The sequence below is a fragment of the Azospirillum sp. A23 genome, from assembly GCF_042938965.1.
In the GTDB taxonomy this organism is placed as follows: Bacteria; Pseudomonadota; Alphaproteobacteria; order Azospirillales; family Azospirillaceae; genus Azospirillum; species Azospirillum melinis.
Map to the genome: position 1 here is coordinate 1,320,476 of NZ_CP170667.1, position 22,973 is coordinate 1,343,448.

The 22,973-nt window shown below is 67.2% G+C and carries 23 protein-coding genes and 1 riboswitch; of the genes, 7 read left to right on the forward strand and 16 right to left on the reverse strand.

Annotated features, from left to right (window positions below):
* Positions 1–147: 147 nt before the first annotated feature.
* Positions 148–999 carry a helix-turn-helix transcriptional regulator gene (locus ABNQ40_RS23555; RefSeq protein WP_109050070.1) on the reverse strand — a complete coding sequence of 284 codons (852 nt, stop codon included), beginning with the start codon at positions 997–999 and terminating at the stop codon, positions 148–150.
* 99 nt (positions 1,000–1,098) lie between these two features.
* Between ABNQ40_RS23555 and ABNQ40_RS23560 the strand changes: the two genes are divergently transcribed.
* The gene (locus tag ABNQ40_RS23560) at positions 1,099–1,863 is read left to right on the forward strand and encodes a class I SAM-dependent methyltransferase (protein WP_109050069.1); all 765 of its coding nucleotides are present in this window, start codon (positions 1,099–1,101) and stop codon (positions 1,861–1,863) included.
* Between the two features lie 9 nt (positions 1,864–1,872).
* On the opposite strand, the gene ABNQ40_RS23565 is transcribed toward ABNQ40_RS23560, so the two are convergent.
* On the reverse strand, positions 1,873–3,066 hold the full coding sequence (locus tag ABNQ40_RS23565; protein ID WP_109050068.1) for an MFS transporter: 1,194 nt from the start codon (positions 3,064–3,066) through the stop codon (positions 1,873–1,875).
* Positions 3,067–3,196: 130 nt separating this feature from the next.
* Here ABNQ40_RS23565 and ABNQ40_RS23570 point away from each other — a divergent pair, with 130 nt between their 5' ends.
* Positions 3,197–4,099, forward strand: coding sequence for a LysR family transcriptional regulator (locus ABNQ40_RS23570; RefSeq protein ID WP_109050067.1), 903 nt, complete (start codon positions 3,197–3,199; stop codon positions 4,097–4,099).
* A 77-nt stretch (positions 4,100–4,176) separates the two neighbouring features.
* Here the strand turns inward: ABNQ40_RS23570 and ABNQ40_RS23575 are convergent, their stop codons facing one another.
* The 3 genes from ABNQ40_RS23575 to ABNQ40_RS23585 form a co-directional block, all read right to left on the reverse strand.
* Positions 4,177–4,677 carry a single-stranded DNA-binding protein gene (locus ABNQ40_RS23575; protein ID WP_109050066.1) on the reverse strand — a complete coding sequence of 167 codons (501 nt, stop codon included), beginning with the start codon at positions 4,675–4,677 and terminating at the stop codon, positions 4,177–4,179.
* 320 nt (positions 4,678–4,997) lie between these two features.
* Complete coding sequence (locus ABNQ40_RS23580; RefSeq protein ID WP_109050065.1) at positions 4,998–5,426, reverse strand: response regulator; 429 nt, start codon at positions 5,424–5,426, stop codon at positions 4,998–5,000.
* A gap of 210 nt (positions 5,427–5,636) precedes the next feature.
* Positions 5,637–6,431, reverse strand: coding sequence for a hypothetical protein (locus ABNQ40_RS23585; RefSeq protein WP_247879810.1), 795 nt, complete (start codon positions 6,429–6,431; stop codon positions 5,637–5,639).
* 333 nt (positions 6,432–6,764) lie between these two features.
* Between ABNQ40_RS23585 and ABNQ40_RS23590 the strand changes: the two genes are divergently transcribed.
* A complete protein-coding gene (locus tag ABNQ40_RS23590) occupies positions 6,765–8,390 on the forward strand; it encodes a hypothetical protein (RefSeq protein WP_109490949.1) in 1,626 nt (541 codons plus the stop codon).
* An 88-nt stretch (positions 8,391–8,478) separates the two neighbouring features.
* Here ABNQ40_RS23590 and ABNQ40_RS23595 read toward each other — a convergent pair whose 3' ends face one another.
* The 3 genes from ABNQ40_RS23595 to ABNQ40_RS23605 form a co-directional block, all read right to left on the reverse strand.
* Entirely contained in the window at positions 8,479–9,033 is a 555-nt protein-coding gene (locus ABNQ40_RS23595) for a hypothetical protein (RefSeq protein ID WP_109050064.1), read from the reverse strand.
* Complete coding sequence (locus tag ABNQ40_RS23600) at positions 9,030–9,641, reverse strand: hypothetical protein (RefSeq protein ID WP_109050063.1); 612 nt, start codon at positions 9,639–9,641, stop codon at positions 9,030–9,032. Before ABNQ40_RS23600 ends, ABNQ40_RS23595 begins: the two co-directional genes overlap by 4 nt.
* A gap of 195 nt (positions 9,642–9,836) precedes the next feature.
* Positions 9,837–10,964 (reverse strand): acetoin utilization protein AcuC, encoded by a 1,128-nt coding sequence (locus tag ABNQ40_RS23605; protein WP_199235332.1) that lies wholly within the window; start codon positions 10,962–10,964, stop codon positions 9,837–9,839.
* A gap of 120 nt (positions 10,965–11,084) precedes the next feature.
* A riboswitch (TPP riboswitch) is annotated at positions 11,085–11,191 on the forward strand.
* 47 nt (positions 11,192–11,238) lie between these two features.
* Here ABNQ40_RS23605 and ABNQ40_RS23610 point away from each other — a divergent pair.
* The 4 genes from ABNQ40_RS23610 (at position 11,239) to ABNQ40_RS23625 (ending at position 14,643) form a co-directional block, all read left to right on the forward strand.
* Positions 11,239–11,970, forward strand: a complete 732-nt coding sequence (locus ABNQ40_RS23610; RefSeq protein WP_391349065.1) for an ABC transporter ATP-binding protein — start codon at positions 11,239–11,241, stop codon at positions 11,968–11,970.
* Entirely contained in the window at positions 11,967–12,734 is a 768-nt protein-coding gene (locus ABNQ40_RS23615; RefSeq protein ID WP_109049888.1) for an ABC transporter permease, read from the forward strand. Before ABNQ40_RS23610 ends, ABNQ40_RS23615 begins: the two co-directional genes overlap by 4 nt.
* Before the next feature lie 17 nt (positions 12,735–12,751).
* Entirely contained in the window at positions 12,752–13,693 is a 942-nt protein-coding gene (locus ABNQ40_RS23620) for an ABC transporter substrate-binding protein (protein WP_109049889.1), read from the forward strand.
* Positions 13,694–13,815: 122 nt separating this feature from the next.
* Entirely contained in the window at positions 13,816–14,643 is an 828-nt protein-coding gene (locus ABNQ40_RS23625; protein WP_109049890.1) for a universal stress protein, read from the forward strand.
* A 43-nt stretch (positions 14,644–14,686) separates the two neighbouring features.
* Here the strand turns inward: ABNQ40_RS23625 and ABNQ40_RS23630 are convergent, their stop codons facing one another.
* From ABNQ40_RS23630 to ABNQ40_RS23665, 8 genes are all read right to left on the reverse strand, one after another.
* Positions 14,687–15,499, reverse strand: coding sequence for an inositol monophosphatase family protein (locus ABNQ40_RS23630; protein ID WP_109049891.1), 813 nt, complete (start codon positions 15,497–15,499; stop codon positions 14,687–14,689).
* Positions 15,500–15,537: 38 nt separating this feature from the next.
* Entirely contained in the window at positions 15,538–16,143 is a 606-nt protein-coding gene (locus ABNQ40_RS23635) for a hypothetical protein (RefSeq protein ID WP_109049892.1), read from the reverse strand.
* Positions 16,144–16,227: 84 nt separating this feature from the next.
* Positions 16,228–16,536 carry a hypothetical protein gene (locus ABNQ40_RS23640; protein ID WP_109049893.1) on the reverse strand — a complete coding sequence of 103 codons (309 nt, stop codon included), beginning with the start codon at positions 16,534–16,536 and terminating at the stop codon, positions 16,228–16,230.
* 163 nt (positions 16,537–16,699) lie between these two features.
* Complete coding sequence (gene hflX, locus ABNQ40_RS23645; protein ID WP_109490934.1) at positions 16,700–17,980, reverse strand: GTPase HflX; 1,281 nt, start codon at positions 17,978–17,980, stop codon at positions 16,700–16,702.
* Positions 17,981–18,032: 52 nt separating this feature from the next.
* Positions 18,033–18,281: an RNA chaperone Hfq gene (hfq, locus tag ABNQ40_RS23650; protein ID WP_012974114.1), complete on the reverse strand. Its 249-nt coding sequence runs from the start codon at positions 18,279–18,281 to the stop codon at positions 18,033–18,035.
* A 61-nt stretch (positions 18,282–18,342) separates the two neighbouring features.
* Positions 18,343–19,071, reverse strand: coding sequence for an HAD family hydrolase (locus ABNQ40_RS23655; RefSeq protein WP_109049894.1), 729 nt, complete (start codon positions 19,069–19,071; stop codon positions 18,343–18,345).
* A gap of 182 nt (positions 19,072–19,253) precedes the next feature.
* The gene (locus ABNQ40_RS23660; protein ID WP_098739871.1) at positions 19,254–20,654 is read right to left on the reverse strand and encodes a sigma-54 dependent transcriptional regulator; all 1,401 of its coding nucleotides are present in this window, start codon (positions 20,652–20,654) and stop codon (positions 19,254–19,256) included.
* The gene (locus ABNQ40_RS23665; protein ID WP_109049895.1) at positions 20,644–22,962 is read right to left on the reverse strand and encodes a PAS domain-containing sensor histidine kinase; all 2,319 of its coding nucleotides are present in this window, start codon (positions 22,960–22,962) and stop codon (positions 20,644–20,646) included. Before ABNQ40_RS23665 ends, ABNQ40_RS23660 begins: the two co-directional genes overlap by 11 nt.
* Positions 22,963–22,973: the final 11 nt, after the last annotated feature.

Consider the following 22,973-nt stretch of genomic DNA (forward strand, 5'->3'; position numbering starts at 1 on the left):
AACAGCCTCAAAGTATCACAACCACAGGGTATGAAAAACACGCAGTTGCATTTTTCTGCAATGGCTTGCGATGGAAAATTACGAACCGTGCTCCCCGGCTGCCGGTGATCAGGTGCCAAACGGCAAAGGGCAGTCGGATCGGCAGCCTTACTCTTGGGTCTCCGCGACCTCGTTCGCAGAAGGCTCGACCAGCATGACCAAAGTGAAAGCGGACCGGTCACCCGGACGCAGGGTCACCTGCTCCAACATCAGAGCGCCATCCAGCGGATGATTGAATCGGCGCAGGCCGCCTTCGCGCTCCAGAACACTCTGGTCCTCCCACAACCGGGCGAAAAGCGGGCTGGCCTGCCGCAGTTCGTCGACCAATTGCCGAAGTGTCGGGTCGTCCGGGTGCCGGGCCGTTTCGGCACGAAACTCCGCCAGCAGCCGGCGGCCTCGATTCTCCCAATCCTGGATGAAATCGCGGGCCGACGGGTCGAGGAAGACATAGCGCAGCAGATTGGTTTCGGCGCCAGCCAGCCAGCCGGAAAAAAGCCGCTCCGCCCGGGGATTCCAGCCGACGGCGCTCCAGCAGCGGTCGAGGAGATAGGCTGGCGCGGTCATCGCCGCCAGCGCCGCCAGCAGCGACGGCGGGGGGCTGTCCGCCTGCCCCGCTGCCGGCATGTCCGGGTCGCGCTTGCGGGTCAGTTCGAACAGATAGGCCCGCTCAGCCGGGGTCAGGTGCAGCGCATTCGACAGGCGCGCCAATGCCGCGGGAGAAACCGAAACGTCGCGGCCCTGCTCCAGCCACGTGTACCAGGTCGGACTGATGCCACAGAGCTGCGCCAGTTCCTCCCGCCTCAGGCCGGGCGTTCTCCGGCGGGCGGAGCCGGTTCGAACACCGGCCTCTGCCGGAGCGATCCGTTCACGGTGGCGCCGCAGGAAGGAGGCTAGCAGGCGGCGGCGGTCGGCCGTTGGATCGACGGGGGCCTGACCGGTGGAGGCGGGTGTGCGGATCATGGTGGCAGTGCTTATACCAGGATAACCACCTGCCTTGTACCCGGTTATGAAAGGCGCGACGCTCGCCACATCAGCCAGCCAACTGCAAGGAAGCCCTCCATGACCCGGACTCACCATGGCGTCGTCGCCGAGAATTACGGCCCGCGCGCCGATGCCTATGTGTCCAGTGCTGTCCATGCCGGCGGTGCCGACCTGGACCAGATCGAACTGGTCCTGCGTGGCCGGTCGAACGCACGGGTTTTGGATCTGGGCTGCGGCGGCGGCCATGTCAGCTACCGCGCTGCTCCCCATGTGGCGGAGGTCGTGGCCGTCGACCTGACGCCGGAGATGCTGGAGGTGGTCGCCCGCACCGCCGCGGAGCGCGGCCTGTCCAACATCGCCACCCGGCAGGCGCCTGCCGAACGGCTGCCGTTCGAGGATGGCCGGTTCGACGTCGTGCTCTGCCGCTTCACCGCCCATCATTGGCGTGATTTCGAGGCCGGACTGCGGGAAGCGCGGCGGGTGCTGGCACCGGGCGGGATTGCGGTCTTCATCGACTGCATCGCACCGGCCGCCGCCGTGCTGGACACCCACCTGCAGGTGGTCGAGGTGCTGCGCGACCCGTCGCATGTCCGCAACTATACGGCGGCTGAATGGATGGCGGCATTGGCACGGGCGGGCTTCGCTGTCCGGTCCCTGACGCCGCGTCGCCTGCGCATGGAGTTCCCGGTGTGGACCGCCCGCACCCGCACCCCGGACCTCCATGCCCAGGCCATCCGCTCGCTCCAGCGCAGTGCGGCGGCGGAGGTCCGCACCCATTTCGACATCACCGAAGACGGCAGCTTCCTGCTCGACACGCTGACGTTGGAGGCGGACCCGGTTTGACAGGCCGGTTCAGCAGGCCGCCGGAACAGTCGTCCGGCGGTCGGTCTCCCGCCTGTCGAGCGCACCGCTCGCCAGCGTCAGGACGAGACCGCCCAGAACGAACAGGCCACCGACCCACGGCGTGGCGCCGAGACCGAGCGGGGAGGAAACAACCTGCCCACCGAAGAAGGCGCCCGCCGCGATGCCCAGGTTGAAGGCGGCGATGTTCAGCGCCGACGCCACATCGACCGCTTCCGGCGCGTGACGCTGCGCCAGCTGGACGACATAAAGCTGAAGGCCCGGGACATTGGCGAAGGCCAGCGCCCCCATGCCGGCCAGCGTGATCAGCGCCGGAACCTTGGCGTCCGCGGTGAAGGTGAAGACGATCAGAACCAGAGCCTGCAAGGCGAACAGCCAGGCCAGCGCCCGAGCCGGCCGGCGGTTGGCGAGCCGGCCGCCGACGACATTGCCGACCGCGATGGCGGCACCGTACAGAACCAGCACGAGGCTGACGGTCGAGTTCGAGAAGCCGGTGATCGTCTCAAGGATCGGCGCCAGGAAGGTGAAGGCGACGAAGGTGCCGCCATAGCCGAGCGCGGTGATGGCGAAGGCCAGCAGAAGCCGCGGCTTCGCCAGGACACCAAGCTGCGTGCCCAGCCCGGCGGCCGGCGGCCGGCTGAGCCTTGCCGGCACCAGCGCCGCGACACCCAGCCCGCCGATGACGCCAAGCGCCGACACCGCCAGGAAGGTGGCGCGCCAGCCGAAGGTCTGGCCGATCCAGGTGCCCAGCGGCACGCCGGTGACGATGGCGATGGTCAGGCCGGAGAACATCATGGCGATGGCCGAGGCGCGCCGGTCCTCCGGCACCAGATCGGCGGCGATGGTCGAACCGACCGAGAAGAAGACGCCGTGGGCGAAGGCGCTCAGCACCCGCGCCACCAGCAGCGTCTCGTAATTGGGGCTGATGCCGGCCAGCAGGTTGCCGGCGACGAACACGCCCATCAGTCCGAGCAGCAGCGGCTTGCGCGGCACCCGGCCGGTCAGCGCGGTCAGAATCGGCGCGCCGAACGTGACGCCCAGCGCATAGACGCTGACCACCATGCCGGCCAGCGGCAGGCTGACGTCCAGATCGCTCGCCACGGTTGGGAGCAGGCCGACGATCACGAACTCCGTCGTCCCGATCGCATAGGCGCTGATCGCCAGCGACAGCAGTGCAAGTGGCATTTCCAAGGTCTCCATTCCAAGAAGGACTGTGCTGGGAAGACGATGTGCGCCATAAGGTCAGGAACGGGAATACCAGCCCAGTTCGCATGATTTTGTCATTCAGGGAAAAGGTGAGGACGGAGATGCCGGAATGAGCGATCCGCGCGCCTGGGAAATGCGGGTTTTCCTGCGGGTTGCTGCACAGGGCAGCTTCAGCGCCGCCGGGCGCGATGTCGGTATGACACCGTCATCCACGGCGAAGCTGGTCGGTCGGCTGGAGGAACGGCTGGGAGTGCGGCTGGTCGAACGCTCCACCAGGAAGCTGCGCCTGACCGCCGAGGGAGAACTGTATAGGGAACGGGCACAGGCGCTGCTGGGAGAGTTGGACGCGCTGGATGCGGAGATTGCCGGCGGCGCCCGCGCGCCGACCGGCCTGATCCGCGCCAACGCCTCGGTGCCGTTCGGCCAGCATTGCCTGCTGCCGCTGCTGCCTGAGTTCCTGCGTGACCATCCCGGCATCACGATGGACGTGACGATGACCGACGAGGTGGTGGACCTCTATGCCGCCCGTGTCGATGTCGCCTTCCGCGCCGGGCCCTTGAGCGATTCGGCGCTGCTGGCCCAGCGGTTGGGCGTCGTCAGGCGGAGGATCGTCGCCTCCCCCGCTTATCTGGACCGCAAAGGCGTTCCGATGACCGCCGCGGATCTGGAGGCCCATGACTGTCTGGGCTTCAATTTCCGCCGTGCCGCCGCGGTCTGGCCGCTGAAGTCCGGCGGACGGCTGGTGGATCGCGAGGTGCCGACCCGCATCCTGGCCAACAATGGCGAGACGGTTCGCCATATGGCGCTGCTGGGACTGGGGCTGGCGCGGCTGGCCGAATACCACGTCCGCGACGATTTGCGTGAGGGACGGCTGGTCGCGGTGCTGGACGACACGCTGGTCGATACCGAGGAAATCCACGCCGTCTATACCGGCCGCGACCGTGCGCCACGCCGTGTCCGAGCCTTTCTGGACCATATGGCCCCGCGCCTGCGCGCGATGCTGGCGGGCTGATTTACCGGACGCTGAAAAAGAAATCGGCCGGATGACTGGCATCCGGCCGATGGAACGCACCACTTCGGCAGATTGCGTCAGAACGGGATCTCGTCGTCGAGATCCTCGTGACGGGGCGGAGCGCCACCGCCGCCACGGTTGCCGCCCGAAGAGCCGCCGCCGTAGTTGCCACCACCACCGCTGCCACCACCATAGCCGCCGCTGCTTCCGCCGCCACGCGATTCGTAGCCGCCACCGCCGCCGCCGAAGCTGCCGCCGCCACCCTCTTCACGGGCGCCGCCGGTGAAGTCGATTTCGGCCACGCGCACCGACAGGCCGGCGCCGCGGGTGCCGTCACGCTTCTCATACTCGCGCAGGGTCACTTCGCCCGAAACGACGACACTCTTGCCCTTGGTCAGGTGCTGAGCGAGCGACTCGGCGCGACGGCCCCAGATCGAGCAATCGACCCATTGAGTCGTCTTGCGCTCGCCAAAACCGACATCGTTGGCGACGCGGAAACCCAGCACCTTCTCGCCGCTCTGGGTCGTGCGCAATTCGCCGTCCGCGCCCAGGCGTCCCGTAAACGTCCAAACATTCATCGCTCGTTGCTCCTAAGCGCGAGTGTCCCAGCATCCATGCCGACCCGTCAGGATGCCCGGCGGAGGCACCCAGATGCCGAGGGTTCCCATTCGCAGGGCCGGCTGTTCAATGGCGACCATCCCCCCGGTCCCGCGCAACGAAGCACGAGGGACCGACGCCGGTCAACCGCCGTCGGAAATGCTCCGGTGATGTTCGGACCGGCGCACTCGCCCTGCCGCTCCAAACAAGAACACTCCATGAACAAATATAGCAGAGGAACAGGCGCGGGAAAACCGAATCCTTCGGCTTAGTGCTGGAAACCCGTCAATCGGCGCTGGGATCAGCGCAGGCGACGCGCCGCCAGATCCAGGGCGATCTTCAGCTGTGCATGCGAAAAGGGCCTGTGCACAACGCCCAGCGGATAGGTTTCGGTGATGCGCGCCATGGTGCCATGGTCGCTGTTGCCCGACAGGAAGATGGACCGCAGTCCGTGGTCCAGGTTCAGACGGCGCGCCACCGCGATGCCGTCTCCACCGCCGAGATGCGCATCGGTCATTGCCAGATCCGGACGTTCACGCAGCGCCAGATCGACCGCCTCACACTCTGTCCGGGCAATGCCGCAGACGGTGTGCCCCAGATCCGCCATCACCACCGACAGGGCGTCGGCGATGCCGGGATCATGCTCCACCAGAATGACGCGCAACGGCTGCCCTGGCGTACGGGTGCGATGGGGCAGATGCTGCTTGGCGATGGCGTCGATCCGGAGCATGCGACCGACCTCGGACGTTGCAACTGTTGCGCGGTATGCGGCGAATCTTGGTAAAATTTCATTTACCGATACGCCGTTTGTACTAGAACTCCCCCGAATTTGCAAGCTCAATCGTTCAGAATCTGACCTTTTGCGTCGGGCGCAAAAGGGGTGCGGGCGCCGCGAGTCGCAGCGTTTTTGACGCCTGTCCAAATGCTGTTTTTGCCGATGTCAGCGTCCGGCCGGCCCCAGCCAGTCGATACCACCCTTGGGTCTTGGGCCAGCGCTGGCAGTAGCCCGAACCGTTGCCGCGCGGGATGGCGGCGGTGGTGGCGCCGGTTCGCTGGCAAGCCATGACGCCTGCCCTTCGGCGGTTCGGGCAGGTGCCGGAGCCGACGACCGAGGGGCTGGACTGGATGGATTTACCGCCGCAACCTGCGACAGGGCGGGTGCCAGGGGGCCGGGAGATGGAGAAGCCTGCGAAGCCGGCGGGGCCAGAGCCGGCTGGGACGGTCGGGCCGACAAATCGGCCGGACGTGGCGGCGCGCTGTCGGCCTGAAGCGGTTCGTCGCTCCGCTCCCGCGCATCGTCGCCGCCCCAGCCGTCGGACATGCCTTGATCATCCGGCACTCCCCAGGCCATTGCGGCAGGCTGTCGCAGGCGGGGAGCGTCGGCGGCTCCCAGCCAGGACGGACGCTCGTCATCCGACAGCGGGCCGGTCTGGGTGTTCAACTGCCGGGCCTGCTCGCGAATTTCCAGCAGGGTGGTGACCGCCAATTGCAGCAACGGCGCCAGCACCATCGGGTCGGCCATTTCCTCGGCGGTCAGTGCGGCAAAACGGTCGCGCACCGTCTCCACGGCCTGCTCCACACCATCACGCAGGGCGCCGGCCTCGTGGGCCAGACGCTCCAGATCCTCGCGCAATGCGGAGATTTCGCACGCCTGCCGCAACTCGTGAAAGCCGATGCCCGCCCCCGGCACGGGTGCGGATCGCCGGTCGCGTGACGAACCAAAATCGTGAGGCATCCTGGCCTTACCCCGGTTCCAAGCCCAGCCCGATGAAGACGTCCGACCCGTCGAAAACGGCCGTGTCCACCCTTATGGCAACCCGCGCAACCGACAGGCGGTTCCAAAAGCCAACGTCATGGCGCCATTTGCCGGAGCGTCGGCGAAGTTGCCCGGCGTCACGGATGGGTTCCAGATCGGGCAACACTGTTTAGCGCCGTTGATGTCGTTTGGAAACCGTTTGCGCGTGATGGCCGCTTGTACTATTTTTTCGGCCCCAGGGGAATGGATTCCTTGCGATCCAACATCCAGGCGCTTCCCCGTCGCCATTTCATCTTGCCGGAATCCCATACGGTGTCGATCGACCGCTCGGAACTTGAACGGCTCCTTGCCGATCGCCCGGCTGGCAACCGCAGCGCCATGCAGGCGGTGCGCGAAAGCTATGCCGATATCGGGCTGATGCGCGAGCGCGGCCTGTCCTGGGCCGAGATCTCCGATCTGCTGGCCAAACTGGGGGTGACTGCCCGCGACAACCAGCCGATCTCGCCCGTTACCCTGCGCTCCGCCTTCTTCCTCGTCGGAAACGAAGGGCGAAGCGAGGTCGCCGGTGACCATGGCGCCGCTGTCCTTCCTGCCGAGACCCTGGCAGCCGTCCATGAAGCAGCCCTGTCCGCCGGCCTGAAGGAAGAGGCCGAAGATGCGAATGAGGGCGGCCCCGAGAAGGACGGCGAGAAGGACGACGGGCGCGACTCCGTTGTCAAACCCGTGACGGAGGCTGCCGACTCCGATGTGGAACTGCTGACCGAGACGACCGGGCTTGATGGCGAGCTTGATGGCGAGGATGCCCAGGCGAACGCCGTCGCGGAAGAGCCGCTGATGCAAGAGCCCGCGCCCGAAGAGAGCGAACCGGCCCCGGAAGCCGTGGAGGAATCTTCACAACCCGCCTCCCCTGCCCTGGACCTGCTCGCACCGGCGACCGCCGTTGCCGAAGATCGGCCGGCAGAGGACGACACCGGAACCGGGGAGGATGAAACGCCTCCCGAACCCGCAATGACCAGGCCGGAACCGCAGCCGGCTTCCCATCGGACGTCCACGGCGGTTGCGCGGGGCACCGGCTCTCCTGTATTCCCACCGATGCCTGCCACGATGACCCAAGACGACTCAACAAACGCATACTGGAAAGGCGATCGCATGCTGGGCACGATCTTCGTCCTCAATGACCGCGGCGGCGTCGGCAAGACGCTGCTGTCCCATCACCTGATGGCGACCGCCATGCTGGAAGGCCTGCAGCTGAAGGTCGTCGAGTACGAGGTGAACGAGCGTCTCGCCCGCCTGTTCGGCCCGGACGTGGTCGAACACCGCCGCATCACCCAGGACTTCATGAACATGATGGGCTCGGGTGACGGCTTCTACGAGTTCTGGGACCTGATCGGGCCGGAATTGCAGCGCGGCGGCCGCCTGTACGACTTCGGCGGCAACATCTCGCAGTGGTTCTTCAACTGGGCCGAAGTGTCGGGCTTCGACTATTACGTCGGCGAAGGCGAACGGCTGACCTTCATGGTGCCGGTGACCGTCGACCTCGCCTCGCTGTCCACCGGCATGACGACGCTGGAGCGGGTGGCGACCATCGCCCCGAAGGCCAAGCGCGTCCTGGTGGAAAACGGCTTCTCCGGCCCGTTCTCCCAGCTGGAGGACAGCCAGTATGCCCGCCGCAAGGCGGAGATGGTGGAGCGCGAGGGCCTGCAGGTCATCTCCATGCAGCCCTGCACCGCCCCGGCCTGGGCGCGCCTGACCGGCCACCGGCTGGATCAGGTGGCGACGATGACCCGCGAGGATCTGGTGAAGCTGGGCATGACCCCGCCGGTCGCCTCCCGTTCGCTGATCATCATCCACGAATGGCTGCGCAACATGCGCCAGTCGCTGTCGCCCTACCTGCACGACGCCTTCCGCCAGACCCCGGCCACCGCCAAGGCGCGCTGAAGCCTGGGAAAGCGCTGAGACGGACCTTCACGAAAAGCCCTTCTTCCCCGGCGGAAGAGGGGCTTTTCGATATCTACGGGGCGCTCTTCTACGCTGCGCTTTGGGCCGGGCTGGCGCTGTAGAGATCTTCCTTCACCGGGGCCACCGACCGCACCTGATAGCCGGGCCGGGCGCTGAAGCGGCGGTTGGCACGTTCGCCGGCCTCGCGGTCCGACTCCGCCCAGACGAGATACTGGCGCCCCCGTGCCCATTCGACGGCCAGAGGGTGGGCGGCATCGATCTCGCCGATCTGCTGGTTCACCACGGTGACCAGCCATTCCTTGTCGCCGGGATTGCGCCGGTCGGTCAGGATCAGGATCTGCGGACGACGCTTCGACTGCGCTTCGGTCAGGCGTTGCTGCACCTCCGTCTGCTTCTTGCGCAGTTCCACCATCTCCCGGGTCAGTTCGTCGATCTCGGCATGGAGGGTCTCCTCCTCCCGATGCAGGCGGTGGATGGTGGCATCCAGCTTGTCGAGGTTGTTGCGGACGCCGCGGACGCGCTGGCGCGCCTGCGACACCCGCTGCTCGACACTCATCAGGATGTTGCCGAGCCAGGCACCGATGGCGACGATGGCCAGGACGATGATGAAGTTGATCATCATGTGGCGGCACCCGCCTTCGCCCGGGCGGTGGCGGGCGGCGTCGGCACGCCCTTGCCGGCGGCCTTGCCCCCGGCCCGCGCATCGCCGCGCATGAACGTCTTCTGGAAACCCATTTTGAACGGGAAGGCCACATCGCACATCTGCTTGGCCTCATCGAAGCTGGACGCCCAGACCTCGGCCACGTTCGTGCACCGCCAGATGGGATTGACCTGCGCCCGCTCACCGGCGGCGCGGGCAGCGGCAGACGCCTTCTCCTGCGTCACCGTCGCGACGAATTTCATCAGTCCGGCCTGCGGGTCGCCGACCTCATGCACGAACATCGGCGGCTGGTCCGAGAGGTCCCGGACCTGCTTTTCCACCTTGCGGATATCGCTTTCCAGCCGGTTGCGGTCGGAAGACTGGCTGTTCCGGCGCTGGACCAGATGGTTCACCCGGTTTTGCAGCTCCTGCGCCTCGGCATGCAGGACATAGATGCGGTTCTCGACCTGATCCAGGCCGCTGCTCTTTTCCATGATGTTCGGCAGGAAATCCTTCAGCATCATGGCGACCGGGACGGCAGCCAGCATGATGATGACGATGGCGATCAGGAACAGCGTCGTGTTCGACATCCGCCCGCCCGTCCTCCTACCGCAAATCCTGCCCGCAAATCCCGCCGAAGCCCGCATCACCCGACGCGGAAGCTGCACCGGCACAGTGGAAGAGAGAATCAACGAACAATCCGACCCCGTCAACGAATCGTCACAGGTTGGTTCGGAATTCGTCGGAATGAGTCGGTCGGCTGCGGGTCAGGACAGCGCCATCCTTCAGGACATGGCAGTCTCCGCCACCCGCTTCACCGCGTCCCGCACCGGCCCGGGACGCCGCTCGTCGCCCAGCGTGGTGAACCAATGGTCCGGCGGATTGCGGCCGGCGGCGCGGTTCCAGGTCAGGGCACGCAGCACCGCCTCCGCCTCCGCCGTCGGCCGCACGGCGGGATCGATGCCGTTCATCACCGCCCAGATCCCGGCCCAGCAACGCCCAACCGACCAGGGGTTATAGCCGCCGCCTCCGACCACCAGCACCCGCGGCGCCAGCGGAAGCAGCGCCGCCACGGCATCCCACAGCGCGCGGTTGGACAGCTCCAGCCGGCTCAACGGATCCTCGGCCAAGGCATCGGCGCCGGTCTGGATCACCATCGCCTGCGGACGAAAGGCACGGGCCAGCGGCAGGACCGCCGCCTCCATCACATGCTCCATCTCGCTGTCGTTGAAGCCCGGCGGGACCGGCAGGTTGCGGGCCATGCCGCCGGCGCGGTCCTCCGCCTTGCCGGTGTAGGGCCAACGCCCATCCTCATGGATGGACAGGGTCAGTACCCGGTCGTCGTCGGCGAAGGCCTCCTCCACCCCATCGCCATGATGGGCGTCGAGATCGACATAGAGGACCCGCTCCAGCCCATGGTCGATCAGTTCCAGAATGCCGAGAACCGGCGCGTTGAAATAGCAGAAGCCGCTGGCCCGGTCGCGCCGCGCATGATGCGTCCCGGCCGCTGGCGCATAGACCAGACCGGCGGGCCGGTCGCCGAGAATCCTGGCCGCCTGCAACGCCGATCCGCTGCTGTGGGCCGGCCGCCGGTACATTTCGGCGAAGACGGGATTTTCCAGCTTGCCCAAATTGTGGCGGGTGGCGGTCGCCTCGTCGACCCGTTGCTCGGCCTCCGCCCGCTTCAGCGCGGCGATGTAGTCGGATGTGTGGAAGCGCGCCAGTTCGCGTTCGCTCGCGACATGGGTGTCGAGATAGACCTCGTCCGGCAGCCAGCCCATGGCGCGGCTGAGGTCGATGGCGGTCGACACGCGTGGAATCGCCAGCGGATGCTTCGGTCCATAGGTGGAGCCGCGGTAGATTTCCCCGCCGATGAACAGCGGTGTGCGGAAGGGCGTGGTCAGGACGGGCACTCCTCGATGCCCGTCAGAAACTAGGCGCCGCGGCGGTGCGGTCAAGCCGCCCGCTTCCGCATGCCGGAAGCGGCATCCGGCAATGCTTGCGGTCACGGATCGTCCGCGCCTATAGTCGCCGCCTTCACTGGGGGGAGCCGATGGGCGGCTGAGAGGTCCTGTTGCGGGACGACCCCTGGAACCTGATCCGGTTCATGCCGGCGTAGGGATCAGTGATGCGGGACCGCACCCTCTCCATCTCCGCCACTCCACGATGCATGCCCGCGTGCCTGCGATGACGCCGCTTTCGGTGACCATCTCGCGTGCGCGGCTGACCTATGGCGGCACGCTGCTGTTCTCCGACCTGACGCTGGAACTGCCGGCCGGGCGGACCACCTGCCTGCTGGGGCCGAGCGGCGTCGGCAAGACCACGCTCCTGCGCATCCTCGCCGGTTTGGCCGAGCCGGAGCCGCCGACCGAGGTGGTCACCGGCGACCGGCAGCCGCTGGCCGGCCGGATCGCCTACATGGCGCAGCAGGACCTGCTGCTGCCCTGGCTGACCGTCCTCGACAATGTCCTGCTCGGCGACCGGCTGCGCCACCGCCGTCCCGATCCGGCGCGGGTGGAGCAGGCCCGCGCGCTGCTGGACCGCGTCGGCTTGGCGGGGCGCGAGCGCGACCGTCCCGCCGCTCTGTCCGGCGGACAGAAGCAGCGCGTGGCGCTGGCCCGCACCCTGATGGAGGACAAGCCGCTGGTCCTGATGGACGAGCCCTTCTCCGCGCTCGACGCCATCACCCGGCTGCGCTTGCAGAAGACGGCGGCGGAGACGCTGGCCGGCCGCACCGTCCTGATGGTCACCCACGACCCGCTGGAGGCGCTGCGCATCGGCGACCGACTGCATGTGATGACCGGCCGGCCGGCCGTCATGGGACCGGCGCTGGAGCCCTCCGGCCCGGTGCCGCGCCGGGTCGACGATCCGGACCTGCTGGCGCATCAGGCCGAACTGTTGCGGAGGCTGGCGGAATGAAGGCGCTGCTGCGCGGCGCGATCACCCTGCTGGTGCTGGTCGCCGGCTGGCAGGCGCTGGTATGGGCCACCGGGCTGCCGCGCTACCTGCTGCCCGGTCCGCTGGCGGTGGCGGACGCCATGCAGCGGCAGGCCCCACTGCTGTTGGCCCATGGCCTGACCACGCTGGCCGAAATCCTGATCGGGCTGGTGGCCGGCGTGGCGCTGGGCGGGGTCAGCGCTTTGCTGCTCGCGCGGTTCCGCACGGCGCGGCGCTGGCTGATGCCGCTGCTTCTGGTCAGTCAGGCCATCCCCGTCTTCGCACTGGCGCCGCTGCTGGTGCTGTGGCTCGGCTATGGCATGGCGTCCAAGATCGCCATGGCGGTGCTGGTCATCTATTTCCCGGTGACGACCGCGCTGTTCGACGGGCTGCGGCGCACCGATCCCGGCTGGCTCGACCTTGCCCGCACCATGGGCGCCTCGCCCGCCGCGATCCTGTGGAGCATCCGCCTGCCGGCCGCCCTGCCCGCCTTCTGGTCCGGCGTGCGCGTGGCCGCCGCGGTGGCGCCCATCGGGGCGGTGATCGGCGAATGGGTGGGGTCGTCTTCCGGCCTTGGCTACCTGATGCTGCACGCCAATGCCCGCATGCAGATCGACCTTCTGTTCGCCGCCGTGCTTGTGCTGGGGCTGTTCGCGGTGACGCTGTACGCCGCCGTCGATGCGCTGGCCCGCCGCGCCCTGCCCTGGCAACCCGATACCCAACCTGCCGAAGACGCCAACCCTTGAAGGGGGAGAGACACCCGATGAAGCATCTTTTCACCGCCGGCCTGATCGCCGCCGGCCTGATGACCTCGCTTCCCGCGCTGGCCCAGGACAAGCTGTCCGTGATGCTGGACTGGTTCATCAACCCCGACCACGCCCCGCTGGTGGTGGCGCAGGAGAAGGGCTTCTTCAAGGATGCCGGGCTTGAGGTCACCCTGACCGCCCCGGCCGACCCCAACGATCCGCCGAAGCTGGTGGCGGCCGGCGGCGCCGACATCGCCGTCTCCTACCAGCCGCAGCTGATCCTGCAGGTGGCGGAGGAACTGCCGCTGGTCCGCATCGGCACGCTGGTGTCCACGCCGCTGAACTCCGTCGTCGTGCTGCGCGACGGGCCGGTGAAGACGCTGAAGGATCTGAAGGGCCGCAAGGTCGGCTATTCCATCGCCGGCTTCGAGGACGCGCTGCTGGGCGCCATGCTGGAGAAGCAGGGGCTGAGCCTGAAGGACGTCGAGCTGGTGAACGTCAACTTCTCCCTCTCGCCATCGCTGCTGTCGGGCCAGGTCGATGCGGTGGTCGGCGCCTTCCGCAACTTCGAACTGAACCAGATGGAGATCGAGAAGCACCCCGGCCGCGCCTTCTATCCCGAGGAAGAGGGCGTTCCGCCCTATGACGAACTGATTCTGGTCGCCCGCAAGGACAAGGCGAACGATCCGCGCTTCAAGCGCTTCCTGGCGGCGGTGGAACGGGCGACGCTCTATATCCTGAACCATCCGGAAGAATCGCAGGCTGCCTTCGTCAAGGGCCGGCCCGAACTGAACGACGAGCTGAACCGCCGCGCCTGGGCCGACACGCTGCCGCGCTTCTCCCACAGCCCAGCCGCGCTGGATGCCGAGCGCTACACCCGCTTCGCCGAGTTCCTGAAGGCCCGCGGTCTGATCAAGGCGGTGGCGCCGGTCGACCAGTATGCGGTGGTGGTGAAGTAACGGTCTCCCACGGTCCCTGCCATCCACCGACATTGCCATCGACCCCGGCGGAGCGTTACCTAGAGGGAAACCGCTCCGCCGGCTGATGGTGGACCGATCATAATGTTGGGAGACGCGAGGGCATGCCGATCAAGACCATCCTGCTGCACATGGCCAACGACGACGCCCACGCCAGCCGTCTGGCGGTGGCCGCGGCCTTGGCCAAGCGTTTCTCCGCCCATATCCAGGCGCTCTACATCGCCACCCCGGTGTCGATGCCGGCGGGCGCCACCGGCCGCGCCGCCTCCTATGGCTTCATGGCGGAGGCGACTGCAATCGCCCACGAGAATGCCGAGCGGATCGAGCAGGAGGTCCGCAAGTCGCTCGACGGGTTGCCCTACGACTGGACCATCGAAGAGGGCGACCATGTCGATCTGCTGGCCGAGCGCGCCGCTTATGCCGACCTGATCGTCGTCGCGCAATCCGCGGCAGTGCGGGCTGGTGAACGGGTGTCGCTGCACCACATCCCCGACCGTTTGCCGCTGGAGACCGCCACACCGGTCCTGGTCCTGCCGCCGAAACAACCGGCTGCGGCGCCCATCGGCCGCCATGTGCTGATCGCCTGGAAGAACACACGCGAATCCACGCGCGCGGTCCGTGCCGCCATGCCCTTCCTGGAGGCGGCGGAGTCCGTCACCGTGCTGACCGTGGAACCGCTCGGGCAACAGAGCAGAGAAGCCGCCACCCTGGTCGATTGGCTGCACCGCCACGGCATCGCCGCCCGTCCGCAGTCGGTCATCGCATCCGGCGGCGAGGTCGGCGACATGATCCTGTCCTGCTGCACCGACCAGGGCGCCGACCTGCTGGTGATGGGCGCCTACGGCCACTCCCGCCTGCGTGAACTGGTGCTGGGCGGGGCGACCCGCACGGTGCTGGACGGGCTGGCCCTGCCGGCGCTGCTGGCGCATTGAAGGGGCGCGGGAGGGCTGTCGCCCTCCTGCACCCAACACGCCCTCAGCCGAACAGCTGTCCGTGCAGCGCCTGCCAGCTTTCGCGGTCGGGCGCCAGCAGAAGGCTGCCGTTCAGCAGCCCCGGCCGGTAGGGTGTCCCGTCGATCAGCGCCGAATAGCCGCCGGCCTCGGCATGCAGCAGGACGCCGGCCGCATGGTCCCACGGCATCAGCCGGTGATAGAGCGAGTAATGCGCCCGCCCCTCCAGCAGGCGCAGATACTCCTGGGCGGCGCTCGACAGACACACGCGGTCCGCCAGCCCGACGCTGCGCTCTTCCAGTTGGCGCCCCATCTCTGCGCTGCAAAAGCGCGTGGACAGCGCTCCGACCATCTGCGGCAACGGCACGGCCGGTGCGACATGGACGAGGCGACCGTCGAGCCAGGCCCCCTGCCCCTTCACCGCCGTCGCCATCCGACCGTCGACCGGATCGTGGATCCAGCCGGCGACCGTCTCCCCCTTGCAGGCAAGCGCGACGATCACCGCGAACATCGGCCGTCCCTGGGCGAAGTTGATCGTGCCGTCCACCGGGTCGATGATCCAGACCGGATCGTCGCCATGGATGCGGTCGAGCACGCGCTCGTCCTCCGATGCGGCCTCCTCCCCGACGACGCGGCTGCCCGGCAGCAGCGTCGACAGCGCCGGGGTCAAGGCCCGCTCCGCCGCCTCGTCGGCAAGCGTGACGAGATCGGTCGGGCCGGTCTTCTGCCGGATACCGGCGGCGTCGAGCTTCTGGAAATAGGGCATGATCTCCGTCCGGGCGACGGAGCGGATCAGATCCGCGACGCGGTCGATGTCGGGAAGCGGGAAACCCGTCATGGTCGGTTGGCCCTTTTGCGGCTTGAGTTCAGAGAGGGTCAGCGCTTCGCCGCCGGCTTGCTGCCAGGCACGCTGTCCAGCTTCAACAGGGGATCGCCGCCCTTCGGGTCGGTCAGCAGAACCTTGCCGTCCAGCCCACTGTCCTTCAGCGCTTTCGACAGCGCATCGAAGGTGGCGCGGTCGGCTGCTGCCGCGGCGGCTTCCTTGGCCGCATCGGGTGGCGGCGGCGGCACAGGACCGCCCTGCGCCGGTTGGCGTGGCGCCTTGGGATCGGGTGGTGGTGGAGGCGGAGGCGCTGCAGCGGTGTCCTTTTCAGGCTCCGGCGGCGGCGGTGGAGGCGGCGGGGGTTGCCACAGGCGGAAGCAGTCAGTGAAGGTCTGCTGCTTGCATTCCTTCAGCAGACCCGCAGCATCGGGGGCGACGACCTGCGGTTCGTCGGGCGCCACCGACAGCGGCTTCGGCGGCGGAGGAAGCGGGTCTTCGGGTGGGGTTTCCGGTTCTTCCACATAGCCGGGCGGCAGCGGCATTCCCGGTCGCAGTGGCTCCGCCGCCGCCAGTGGCTGGACGAATGCCAGCAACAGCGGCAGCGCCGGCATCAGACGGCCGGCACCGGTCAGGATGGTTCGGGAAGGGAAACGGAGCAATTCGGGACCGCGGCGATGGCGAACGGCTCATTATGACCTGCCATCGCAGGCGCCGTCATCCCTCAAGCATGTGTCAAATCACCGTCATGCCGCGGCGCGCTGATCGTGACGAGACTCATGGCGGGGGCCACCGGTGAAGCCGCCATAGCCCCAGGCGGTCAGTTCACGGCAGATCGCCGAAATCTTCGCGGCCTCATCGGCGTTCGGTTCCCGCTCGCCGGCGGCCTCGATCAGATGCATCAGGGTGGCACGGCCTTCCGGCGTGCGCGAAAGCTCCTGTAGGCGCAGCAGGGCCGCACCCGGCGGCAAATTCTCCTGACGGGCGACGAGAGCTACCTGATCGGCGAGAAATGCCGTAATCGAGAAGCACGACGGATCGGTTTGCAACCGCATTGGCAGTCCTCCTCAAGGGGGAGCGCGACCGCTCCTTTCCCATCATCGGACCCCAACGGGCAAATAACCACGCCGCATTCGTCTTAAGACCGGAGTGGGGTGCAACAGGTCATAGTCCTGTCCACACCCCTTTCCGTTTAGCCATGACCCTCAGCTGCACCGCCTAAGGTTGCGGTTCGGCCTGATTGTCGGACTGGAACCGCTTTTCGAACCGGGCGAGATCGACGGGGTCGATGGAGACATGCAGATGCGCATGTTCCTCGTCGTCGCGCCGGTCCAGCACCTCGCCTCTGGCGTAGAGCCAGGCGAGCGCAGCACCGTCGTCAAGACCGACTGAGAGGTCGACGACCTGGCGGTTGACGTTCATCCGCTGGTCCAGCAGGCGGTCGAGGTTGTCGATCCCCTCGCCGGACAGAGCGGAGACCGCCACCGCACGCGGATTGCGACCGGTCTGGGCCAGGATCGCCGCGCGGCTTTCCTCGTCCAGCGCGTCGATCTTGTTCAGCACCTCGATCACCCGGTCGTCCGCCTCCGGGTCGATGCCCATGTCGGACAGCACCTCATGGACATCGGCCTTCTGGGCGTCGCTGTCGATGTGGGCGATGTCGCGGACATGCAGGATGATGTCGGCGGCGTCCACCTCCTCCAGCGTGGCGCGGAAGGCGGCGACGAGGCCGTGCGGCAGGTCGGAGATGAAGCCGACAGTGTCCGACAAAATCACCTTGCGCCCAGACGGCAGGGTCACCTGCCGCATGGTGGGATCGAGCGTGGCGAACAGCAGGTTCTGGGCGAAGACGTCGGCATTCGCCAGCCGGTTGAACAGCGTCGATTTGCCGGCGTTGGTGTAGCCGACCAGAGCCACCACGGGATAAGGCACCTTCGCACGTGCCTTGCGGTGAAGGCCGCGGGTCCGCCGCACCTCCTCCAGTTCCTTCTTGATCTTGATGATCCGGTCGCCGATCAGGCGGCGGTCAAGCTCAAGCTGCGATTCACCGGGACCGCCGAGGAAGCCGAAGCCGCCGCGCTGCCGTTCCAAGTGCGTCCAGGACCGCACCAGACGGGATTTCTGGTAGGTCAGGGACGCCAACTCGACCTGGAGCATGCCTTCGCGCGTCCGGGCGCGGGCGCCGAAGATCTCCAGGATCAAGCCGGTGCGGTCGATGACCTTCGCCTTCAGCGACCGTTCGAGGTTGCGCTGCTGGACCGGCGACAGGGCGTGGTCGAGGATGACGAGCGAAGCCTCGGCCTCTTCCACCACCTGTGCCAGATGCTCAACCGTGCCGGAGCCGAGCAGGGTCGACGGTTGCGGGCGGTTCACCTTGGCGCATTCGGCATGGACGACATCCAGCTGAATGGCCTGGGCAAGACCGATCGCCTCCTCAAGCCGCGATTCGGGAGGGCGCATGTCCCCGTCCGCCTCACTGCGGAGGACGGGGTGGACCACGATGGCCCGCGCGGCGCCTTCAGGGGCCGCGCCGTTACCATTGGTCAAGGGATCAGACGCTTTCACCTTCCTTGGGCGGCTCGAAAAGTTGAATGGGATGGGCCGGCATGACCGTCGAGATTGCGTGCTTGTAGACGAGCTGGGAATGCGCGTCGCGCCGCAGAAGTACCGAGAAGTTGTCGAACCAAGTAATAATGCCCTGGAGTTTCACGCCGTTCACGAGAAAGACGGTTACGGGAGTCTTGTTCTTTCGGACGTGATTGAGAAACACGTCCTGCACGTTCTGGCTTTTTTCAGACATTTTTCATGCCCCCTTCTTCAATGTTCTTGGGACCCCTTTGCTAGGCGGTCCGCTCCCCGTTTCACGGTGTAGGTGTGGTCCGCGTTGGTACCGTCTCGACAGCCGTTTGCAGGGATATGGTATCACCATTGCCGTCCACCAAGCCATACAGGACGCGGTGAAGCGCCGTACAGTCGGTGTGGCGATGGGCGGGCGGGAAGCGGTCGAAGCCACTCCCCTCGCCCAGCCCTATTAGCACCGGAACGAGACCGGCGCCATGGGCGCATTCCATATCGATGTCGGCATCGCCGAGAAACCAGACATCCTCAACCGTCGCGATCCCCGCCGGCTCCAGCGCCATCCGCACGGGGGCGATGTGCGGCTTGTCGAACTCGGCATCCTGGGCGCCGACCAGCTTGCCAAAATACCGGGTCCAGCCCAGCGCGTCGGCCTCCGCCCTCAGGAACTTGCCGTTCTTGTTGGAGACGACGGCCTGATAGACACCCCGCTCGTGGAAATGGCGCAGCAGCGTCTCGGCACCCGGCAACGGCGTCAGCCCGTCCAGATGGTGGGCGGCGAAATAGGCGTAGAACAGGTCGCGCGCCTCGGTCCAGCGCTCGCCGAAAATGCGCGGGAAGCTGTCGCGCAGCGATGCCTTGATCCGCTCGCGCGCCTCCTCGGCACTCCAGGGGGCAAGGCCGAAGGACACCAGCGCATGGTTCAGCGCCTCGCGAACCGTGTCCCAGTTGCTGACCAGGGTGTTGTCCCAGTCATAGATGACGGCGCGCGGCAGGGTGATGGGGGAGGACAAGGAGATACTCCGGCAGGCGTGAACATGATCGGCACGAAGCCGACTCCCTCACGCGGAGGTCATCCCCGCGAAGGCGGGGATCCAGGCTGACCCACAGCCACTTCCGTGCAAACGCTGGATTCCCGCCTTCGCGGGAATGAGGGACGGACTGAGAAGTGATTGCGGTCGAGCGATTGCACCGATCACTCGAGGAACATCTTCCCCTTCTCGCTGCCATGGACGCCCAGCGACTTCAGCTTGCGGTGAAGGGCGGAGCGTTCCATGCCGACAAAGGACGCGGTGCGGGAGATGTTGCCGCCGAAGCGGGTGACCTGGGCCAGCAGATATTCGCGCTCGAACACCTCGCGGGCTTCGCGCAGAGGCAGGCCCATGATCTCGCCGCCCTTGTCCCATTTCAGGACCGTCGGCGTGATGGCGCCGATCTCCGGCGGCAGGGTGTCGGCGCGGATCGGCTCCTTGGGGTCGCCATGGGCCATGATCAGCAGCCAGTCCACGACATTGCGCAACTGGCGCACGTTGCCCGGCCAGTCATAGGCCTGGAGGGCGGCCATGGCGTCCTCGCCGAACTCGCGGGTCGGCAGGCCGGACGCTTCGGCGGACCGCTGCATGAAATGGCGGGCCAGCACCGGGATGTCCTCACGCCGCTCGGCCAGCGACGGCACGCGGATCGGCACCACCGACAGGCGGTAGAACAGATCCTGGCGGAAGCGCCCCTGCTCGATCTCCGCCTGAAGGTCGCGGTTGGAGGTGGCGATGACGCGCACGTCCACCTCGACCCGCTGTCCGCCGCCGACGCGCTCGAACACCTGCTCCTGAAGGGCGCGGACGATCTTGCCCTGGGTCTCCAGCGGCATGTCGGCGACCTCGTCCAGCAGCAGCGTGCCGCCATGGGCCTGTTCGAAGGTGCCGATCTTACGGCCGGGACCATCGACGCCGGCTTCGGTGCCGAACAGCTCCATCTCCAGCCGTTCCGGCCGCATGGTGGCGCAGTTCAGCCCGACGAAGGGACCGCCGGCCCGGCGGGAGCGGGCATGGATCAGCCGGGCGACCACCTCCTTGCCGGCACCGGGCGGGCCGGAAATCAGGACGCGGCTGCCGGTGGGCGCCACCTTGTCGATGGACTGGCGAACCTGATTGACCGCCGAAGACTTGCCGATCAGCTCCGCATCGCCGCCGGCGCGCAGCTTCAGCTCCTGATTCTCGCGCTTCAGCCGCGCGGCCTCGATGGCACGATCCACCATCAGCAGCAGGCGGTCGGCCTTGAACGGCTTCTCGATGAAGTCGTAGGCGCCAACCTTGATCGCCTGGACTGCGGTTTCGATGTTGCCGTGGCCGGAGATCATGATGACCGGCAGGTTGGCATGATCCCGCATCAGCTGTTCCAGGATTTGCAGACCGTCCAGCCGGCTGCCCTGGAGCCAGATGTCGAGCACGACGAGGCTCGGCCGGCGCGCCGCCACCTGGGCGAAGGCCTGATCGGCGTCGGCGGCTTCGCGCGTCTTGATGCCTTCGTCGTTCAGGATGCCGGCAATCAGCATCCGGATATCGGCTTCGTCATCGACGATCAGAATGTCATGCGCCATGGGCTTCGTGCCTCATCTCTCCGCCGGTCTCCGCCGGCCTGTCGTCACGGCCGCCCGCGTCGTTCGCGACCGTAACCGGGTGTGGAATGACCAGGGTCACGCGCGCCCCGGGTCCGCCTTCGCGGTCCTCGAGGGTCAGCACGCCGCCATGGTCCTCCATGATCTTCTTGACGATGGCGAGCCCCAGCCCGGTGCCCTTGGCCCGCGTCGTCACATAGGGTTCGGTCAGCCGGTCGCGCTGCTCGCCGCCGGGCAGGCCCTTGCCGTTGTCCTGTACGGTGACGACGACCTTCTCGCCGTCATCCTCGACTGCAATAGCCACCTCTCCAGGCGGCAGATCCGCGCCGTCGGCCGGCGGCGTGCGCCCCTCGATGGCGTCGGCGGCGTTCTGGAGCAGGTTGGTCAGCGCCTGGGAGATCTGCCGGCTGTCGCAGGCCACCGTCAACGGCCCGGACGGCAGCCGCGTGTCGAAACGGATCTTGCCGGAATGGGCGCTCGATTGCAGGAACACAGCCTGCCGGACCAGATCGTTGATGTTGACCGGCTTCATCACCGGCTGCGGCATCCGCGCGAAGGCGGAGAATTCGTCCACCATGCGGCGGATGTCGTCGACCTGTCGGACGATGGTGTCGGTGCACATGGTGAAGACCTCCGTGTCGCTGGAGATCTCCTTCAGATATTTGCGGCGCAGCCGTTCGGCCGACAGCTGAATCGGCGTCAGCGGGTTCTTGATCTCGTGCGCGATGCGGCGCGCCACGTCGGCCCAGGCCGCCTTGCGCTGCGCCGACACCAGTTCGGTGATGTCGTCGAAAGTGACGACATAGCCGCGCACGGTGCCGTCGCGCATCTCCGCTGCGATGCGAACCAGCAGGGTCAGCGTCGTCTTGCCCGGACGCCGGATCTGGATCTGGTCCTGCACCACGCGGCCGGGCTTCTTCGGCGCGTTTTCCAGCAGGTCGCCGATATCCGGCAGCAGCTCGACCAGCGACATGCCGATCATCCGCTCCGGATCCTCCTCGCCCAGCAGGCGGGCGGCGGACAGGTTCGGCAGGTTGATGACGCCGTCGGCATCGACACCCAGCACGCCGGCCGACACGCCGGACAGCACCGTCTCGGTGAAGCGGCGGCGCTCGTCGAGCAGCCGGTTGGTCGACAGCAGCTCCCGCCGCTGCCCCTCGATCTCGGTGGTCATGCGGTTGAACGCGCGCGACAGCAGGACGAACTCGTCCTCGCCCGGCGGTTCCGACACGCGGACGGTCAGGTCGCCGGCGCGCACCCGCTCGGCGGCGCCGATCAAGGCGCTGATCGGGCGGACCAGCCGGGTGGCGAAATTCAGCCCGGCCCACACCGCCGCCAACAGCAGCAGCATCGCCACCACCAGGAAGATCAGCGTGAAGGTGACCTGCAGGCTGCCGCGCTGGTTCTCCAACGCGGTGTATTCCTTCACCGCTCCCTCGGCCGAGGCCATGTGCTGGAGCACCCGCGGCTCCACCATGCGGCCGACATAGAGGAAGGTGTCGGACACCCGGTCCAGACTGACCAGGGCGCGGACGCGGTCGTCGGATTCCTTGACGATCAGCGCGACCTCGCCGGTGCGGGCCTGCTGGATCTTGTCTTCCGGGATCGGTTCGAATTCCAGGGTGAAGGTGTAGCCGGCCCGCGCGACAATGGCGCCGGTGGTGCCGTTGAAGACGATCGCCTCCGACAGCGCGCGCAGCATCGCCTGGGTGGCGACGACCTGCTCGAACCGCTCGGGGTCGCTGGAGAAGCGCGCCTCCTGCGACAGGTCGTTGGCCATCGCCAGGGCGTCGGCGCGGATGTTCTGCTGGTGTTCGTGCAGATAAGCGCTGGCGACGACCAGGGATTCATTCACCGCCGTGCGGACGCGGTCGCTGAACCAGCTCTGCACCCCGACGTAGAAGAACAGGGTGGAAAAGACGGTCATGATGATGGCCGGCGCCACCGCCAGCACGCTGAACACCAGAACCAGACGGGTGTGCAGCCGCGACCCCGCCAGCCCGCGCCGCCGCCCGATCAGGATGGCGACGATGCGCCGGGCGATCAGCACGCCCAGCGTCAGCAGGATCGCAAGGTCGAGCGTCAGCAGAAGCGTGACGGTCCGCGGGTTGGCCTGACCGAACGGCGCACTTTCCGTCATCGCCGCATAGGTGGCGAACCCGGCGGCCAAGGCCGCCAGCGACAGGGCAAAGGCCAGCCGCTTGCCCAGGCCGACCCGCCTGGACCATTGGAGAATCTTCTGCCAGACCGGCCTTTGGCCGGCTGCTGCAATGTCGGAATTCGGTGGCATGATCCGGCGCT

Coding starts and splice junctions, on each gene's coding strand:
- ABNQ40_RS23595 (WP_109050064.1), bottom strand. CDS start 9,033: ATGATGATCAACTTCATCATCGTCCTGGCCATCGTCGCCATCGGTGCC.
- ABNQ40_RS23560 (WP_109050069.1), top strand. CDS start 1,099: ATGACCCGGACTCACCATGGCGTCGTCGCCGAGAATTACGGCCCGCGC.
- ABNQ40_RS23565 (WP_109050068.1), bottom strand. CDS start 3,066: ATGCCACTTGCACTGCTGTCGCTGGCGATCAGCGCCTATGCGATCGGG.
- ABNQ40_RS23615 (WP_109049888.1), top strand. CDS start 11,967: ATGAAGGCGCTGCTGCGCGGCGCGATCACCCTGCTGGTGCTGGTCGCC.
- ABNQ40_RS23585 (WP_247879810.1), bottom strand. CDS start 6,431: ATGCCTCACGATTTTGGTTCGTCACGCGACCGGCGATCCGCACCCGTG.
- ABNQ40_RS23580 (WP_109050065.1), bottom strand. CDS start 5,426: ATGCTCCGGATCGACGCCATCGCCAAGCAGCATCTGCCCCATCGCACC.
- ABNQ40_RS23640 (WP_109049893.1), bottom strand. CDS start 16,536: ATGCGGTTGCAAACCGATCCGTCGTGCTTCTCGATTACGGCATTTCTC.
- ABNQ40_RS23575 (WP_109050066.1), bottom strand. CDS start 4,677: ATGAATGTTTGGACGTTTACGGGACGCCTGGGCGCGGACGGCGAATTG.
- ABNQ40_RS23555 (WP_109050070.1), bottom strand. CDS start 999: ATGATCCGCACACCCGCCTCCACCGGTCAGGCCCCCGTCGATCCAACG.
- ABNQ40_RS23570 (WP_109050067.1), top strand. CDS start 3,197: ATGAGCGATCCGCGCGCCTGGGAAATGCGGGTTTTCCTGCGGGTTGCT.
- ABNQ40_RS23660 (WP_098739871.1), bottom strand. CDS start 20,654: ATGGCGCATGACATTCTGATCGTCGATGACGAAGCCGATATCCGGATG.
- ABNQ40_RS23600 (WP_109050063.1), bottom strand. CDS start 9,641: ATGTCGAACACGACGCTGTTCCTGATCGCCATCGTCATCATCATGCTG.
- ABNQ40_RS23665 (WP_109049895.1), bottom strand. CDS start 22,962: ATGCCACCGAATTCCGACATTGCAGCAGCCGGCCAAAGGCCGGTCTGG.
- ABNQ40_RS23610 (WP_391349065.1), top strand. CDS start 11,239: ATGACGCCGCTTTCGGTGACCATCTCGCGTGCGCGGCTGACCTATGGC.
- ABNQ40_RS23620 (WP_109049889.1), top strand. CDS start 12,752: ATGAAGCATCTTTTCACCGCCGGCCTGATCGCCGCCGGCCTGATGACC.
- ABNQ40_RS23630 (WP_109049891.1), bottom strand. CDS start 15,499: ATGACGGGTTTCCCGCTTCCCGACATCGACCGCGTCGCGGATCTGATC.
- ABNQ40_RS23625 (WP_109049890.1), top strand. CDS start 13,816: ATGCCGATCAAGACCATCCTGCTGCACATGGCCAACGACGACGCCCAC.
- hfq (WP_012974114.1), bottom strand. CDS start 18,281: ATGTCTGAAAAAAGCCAGAACGTGCAGGACGTGTTTCTCAATCACGTC.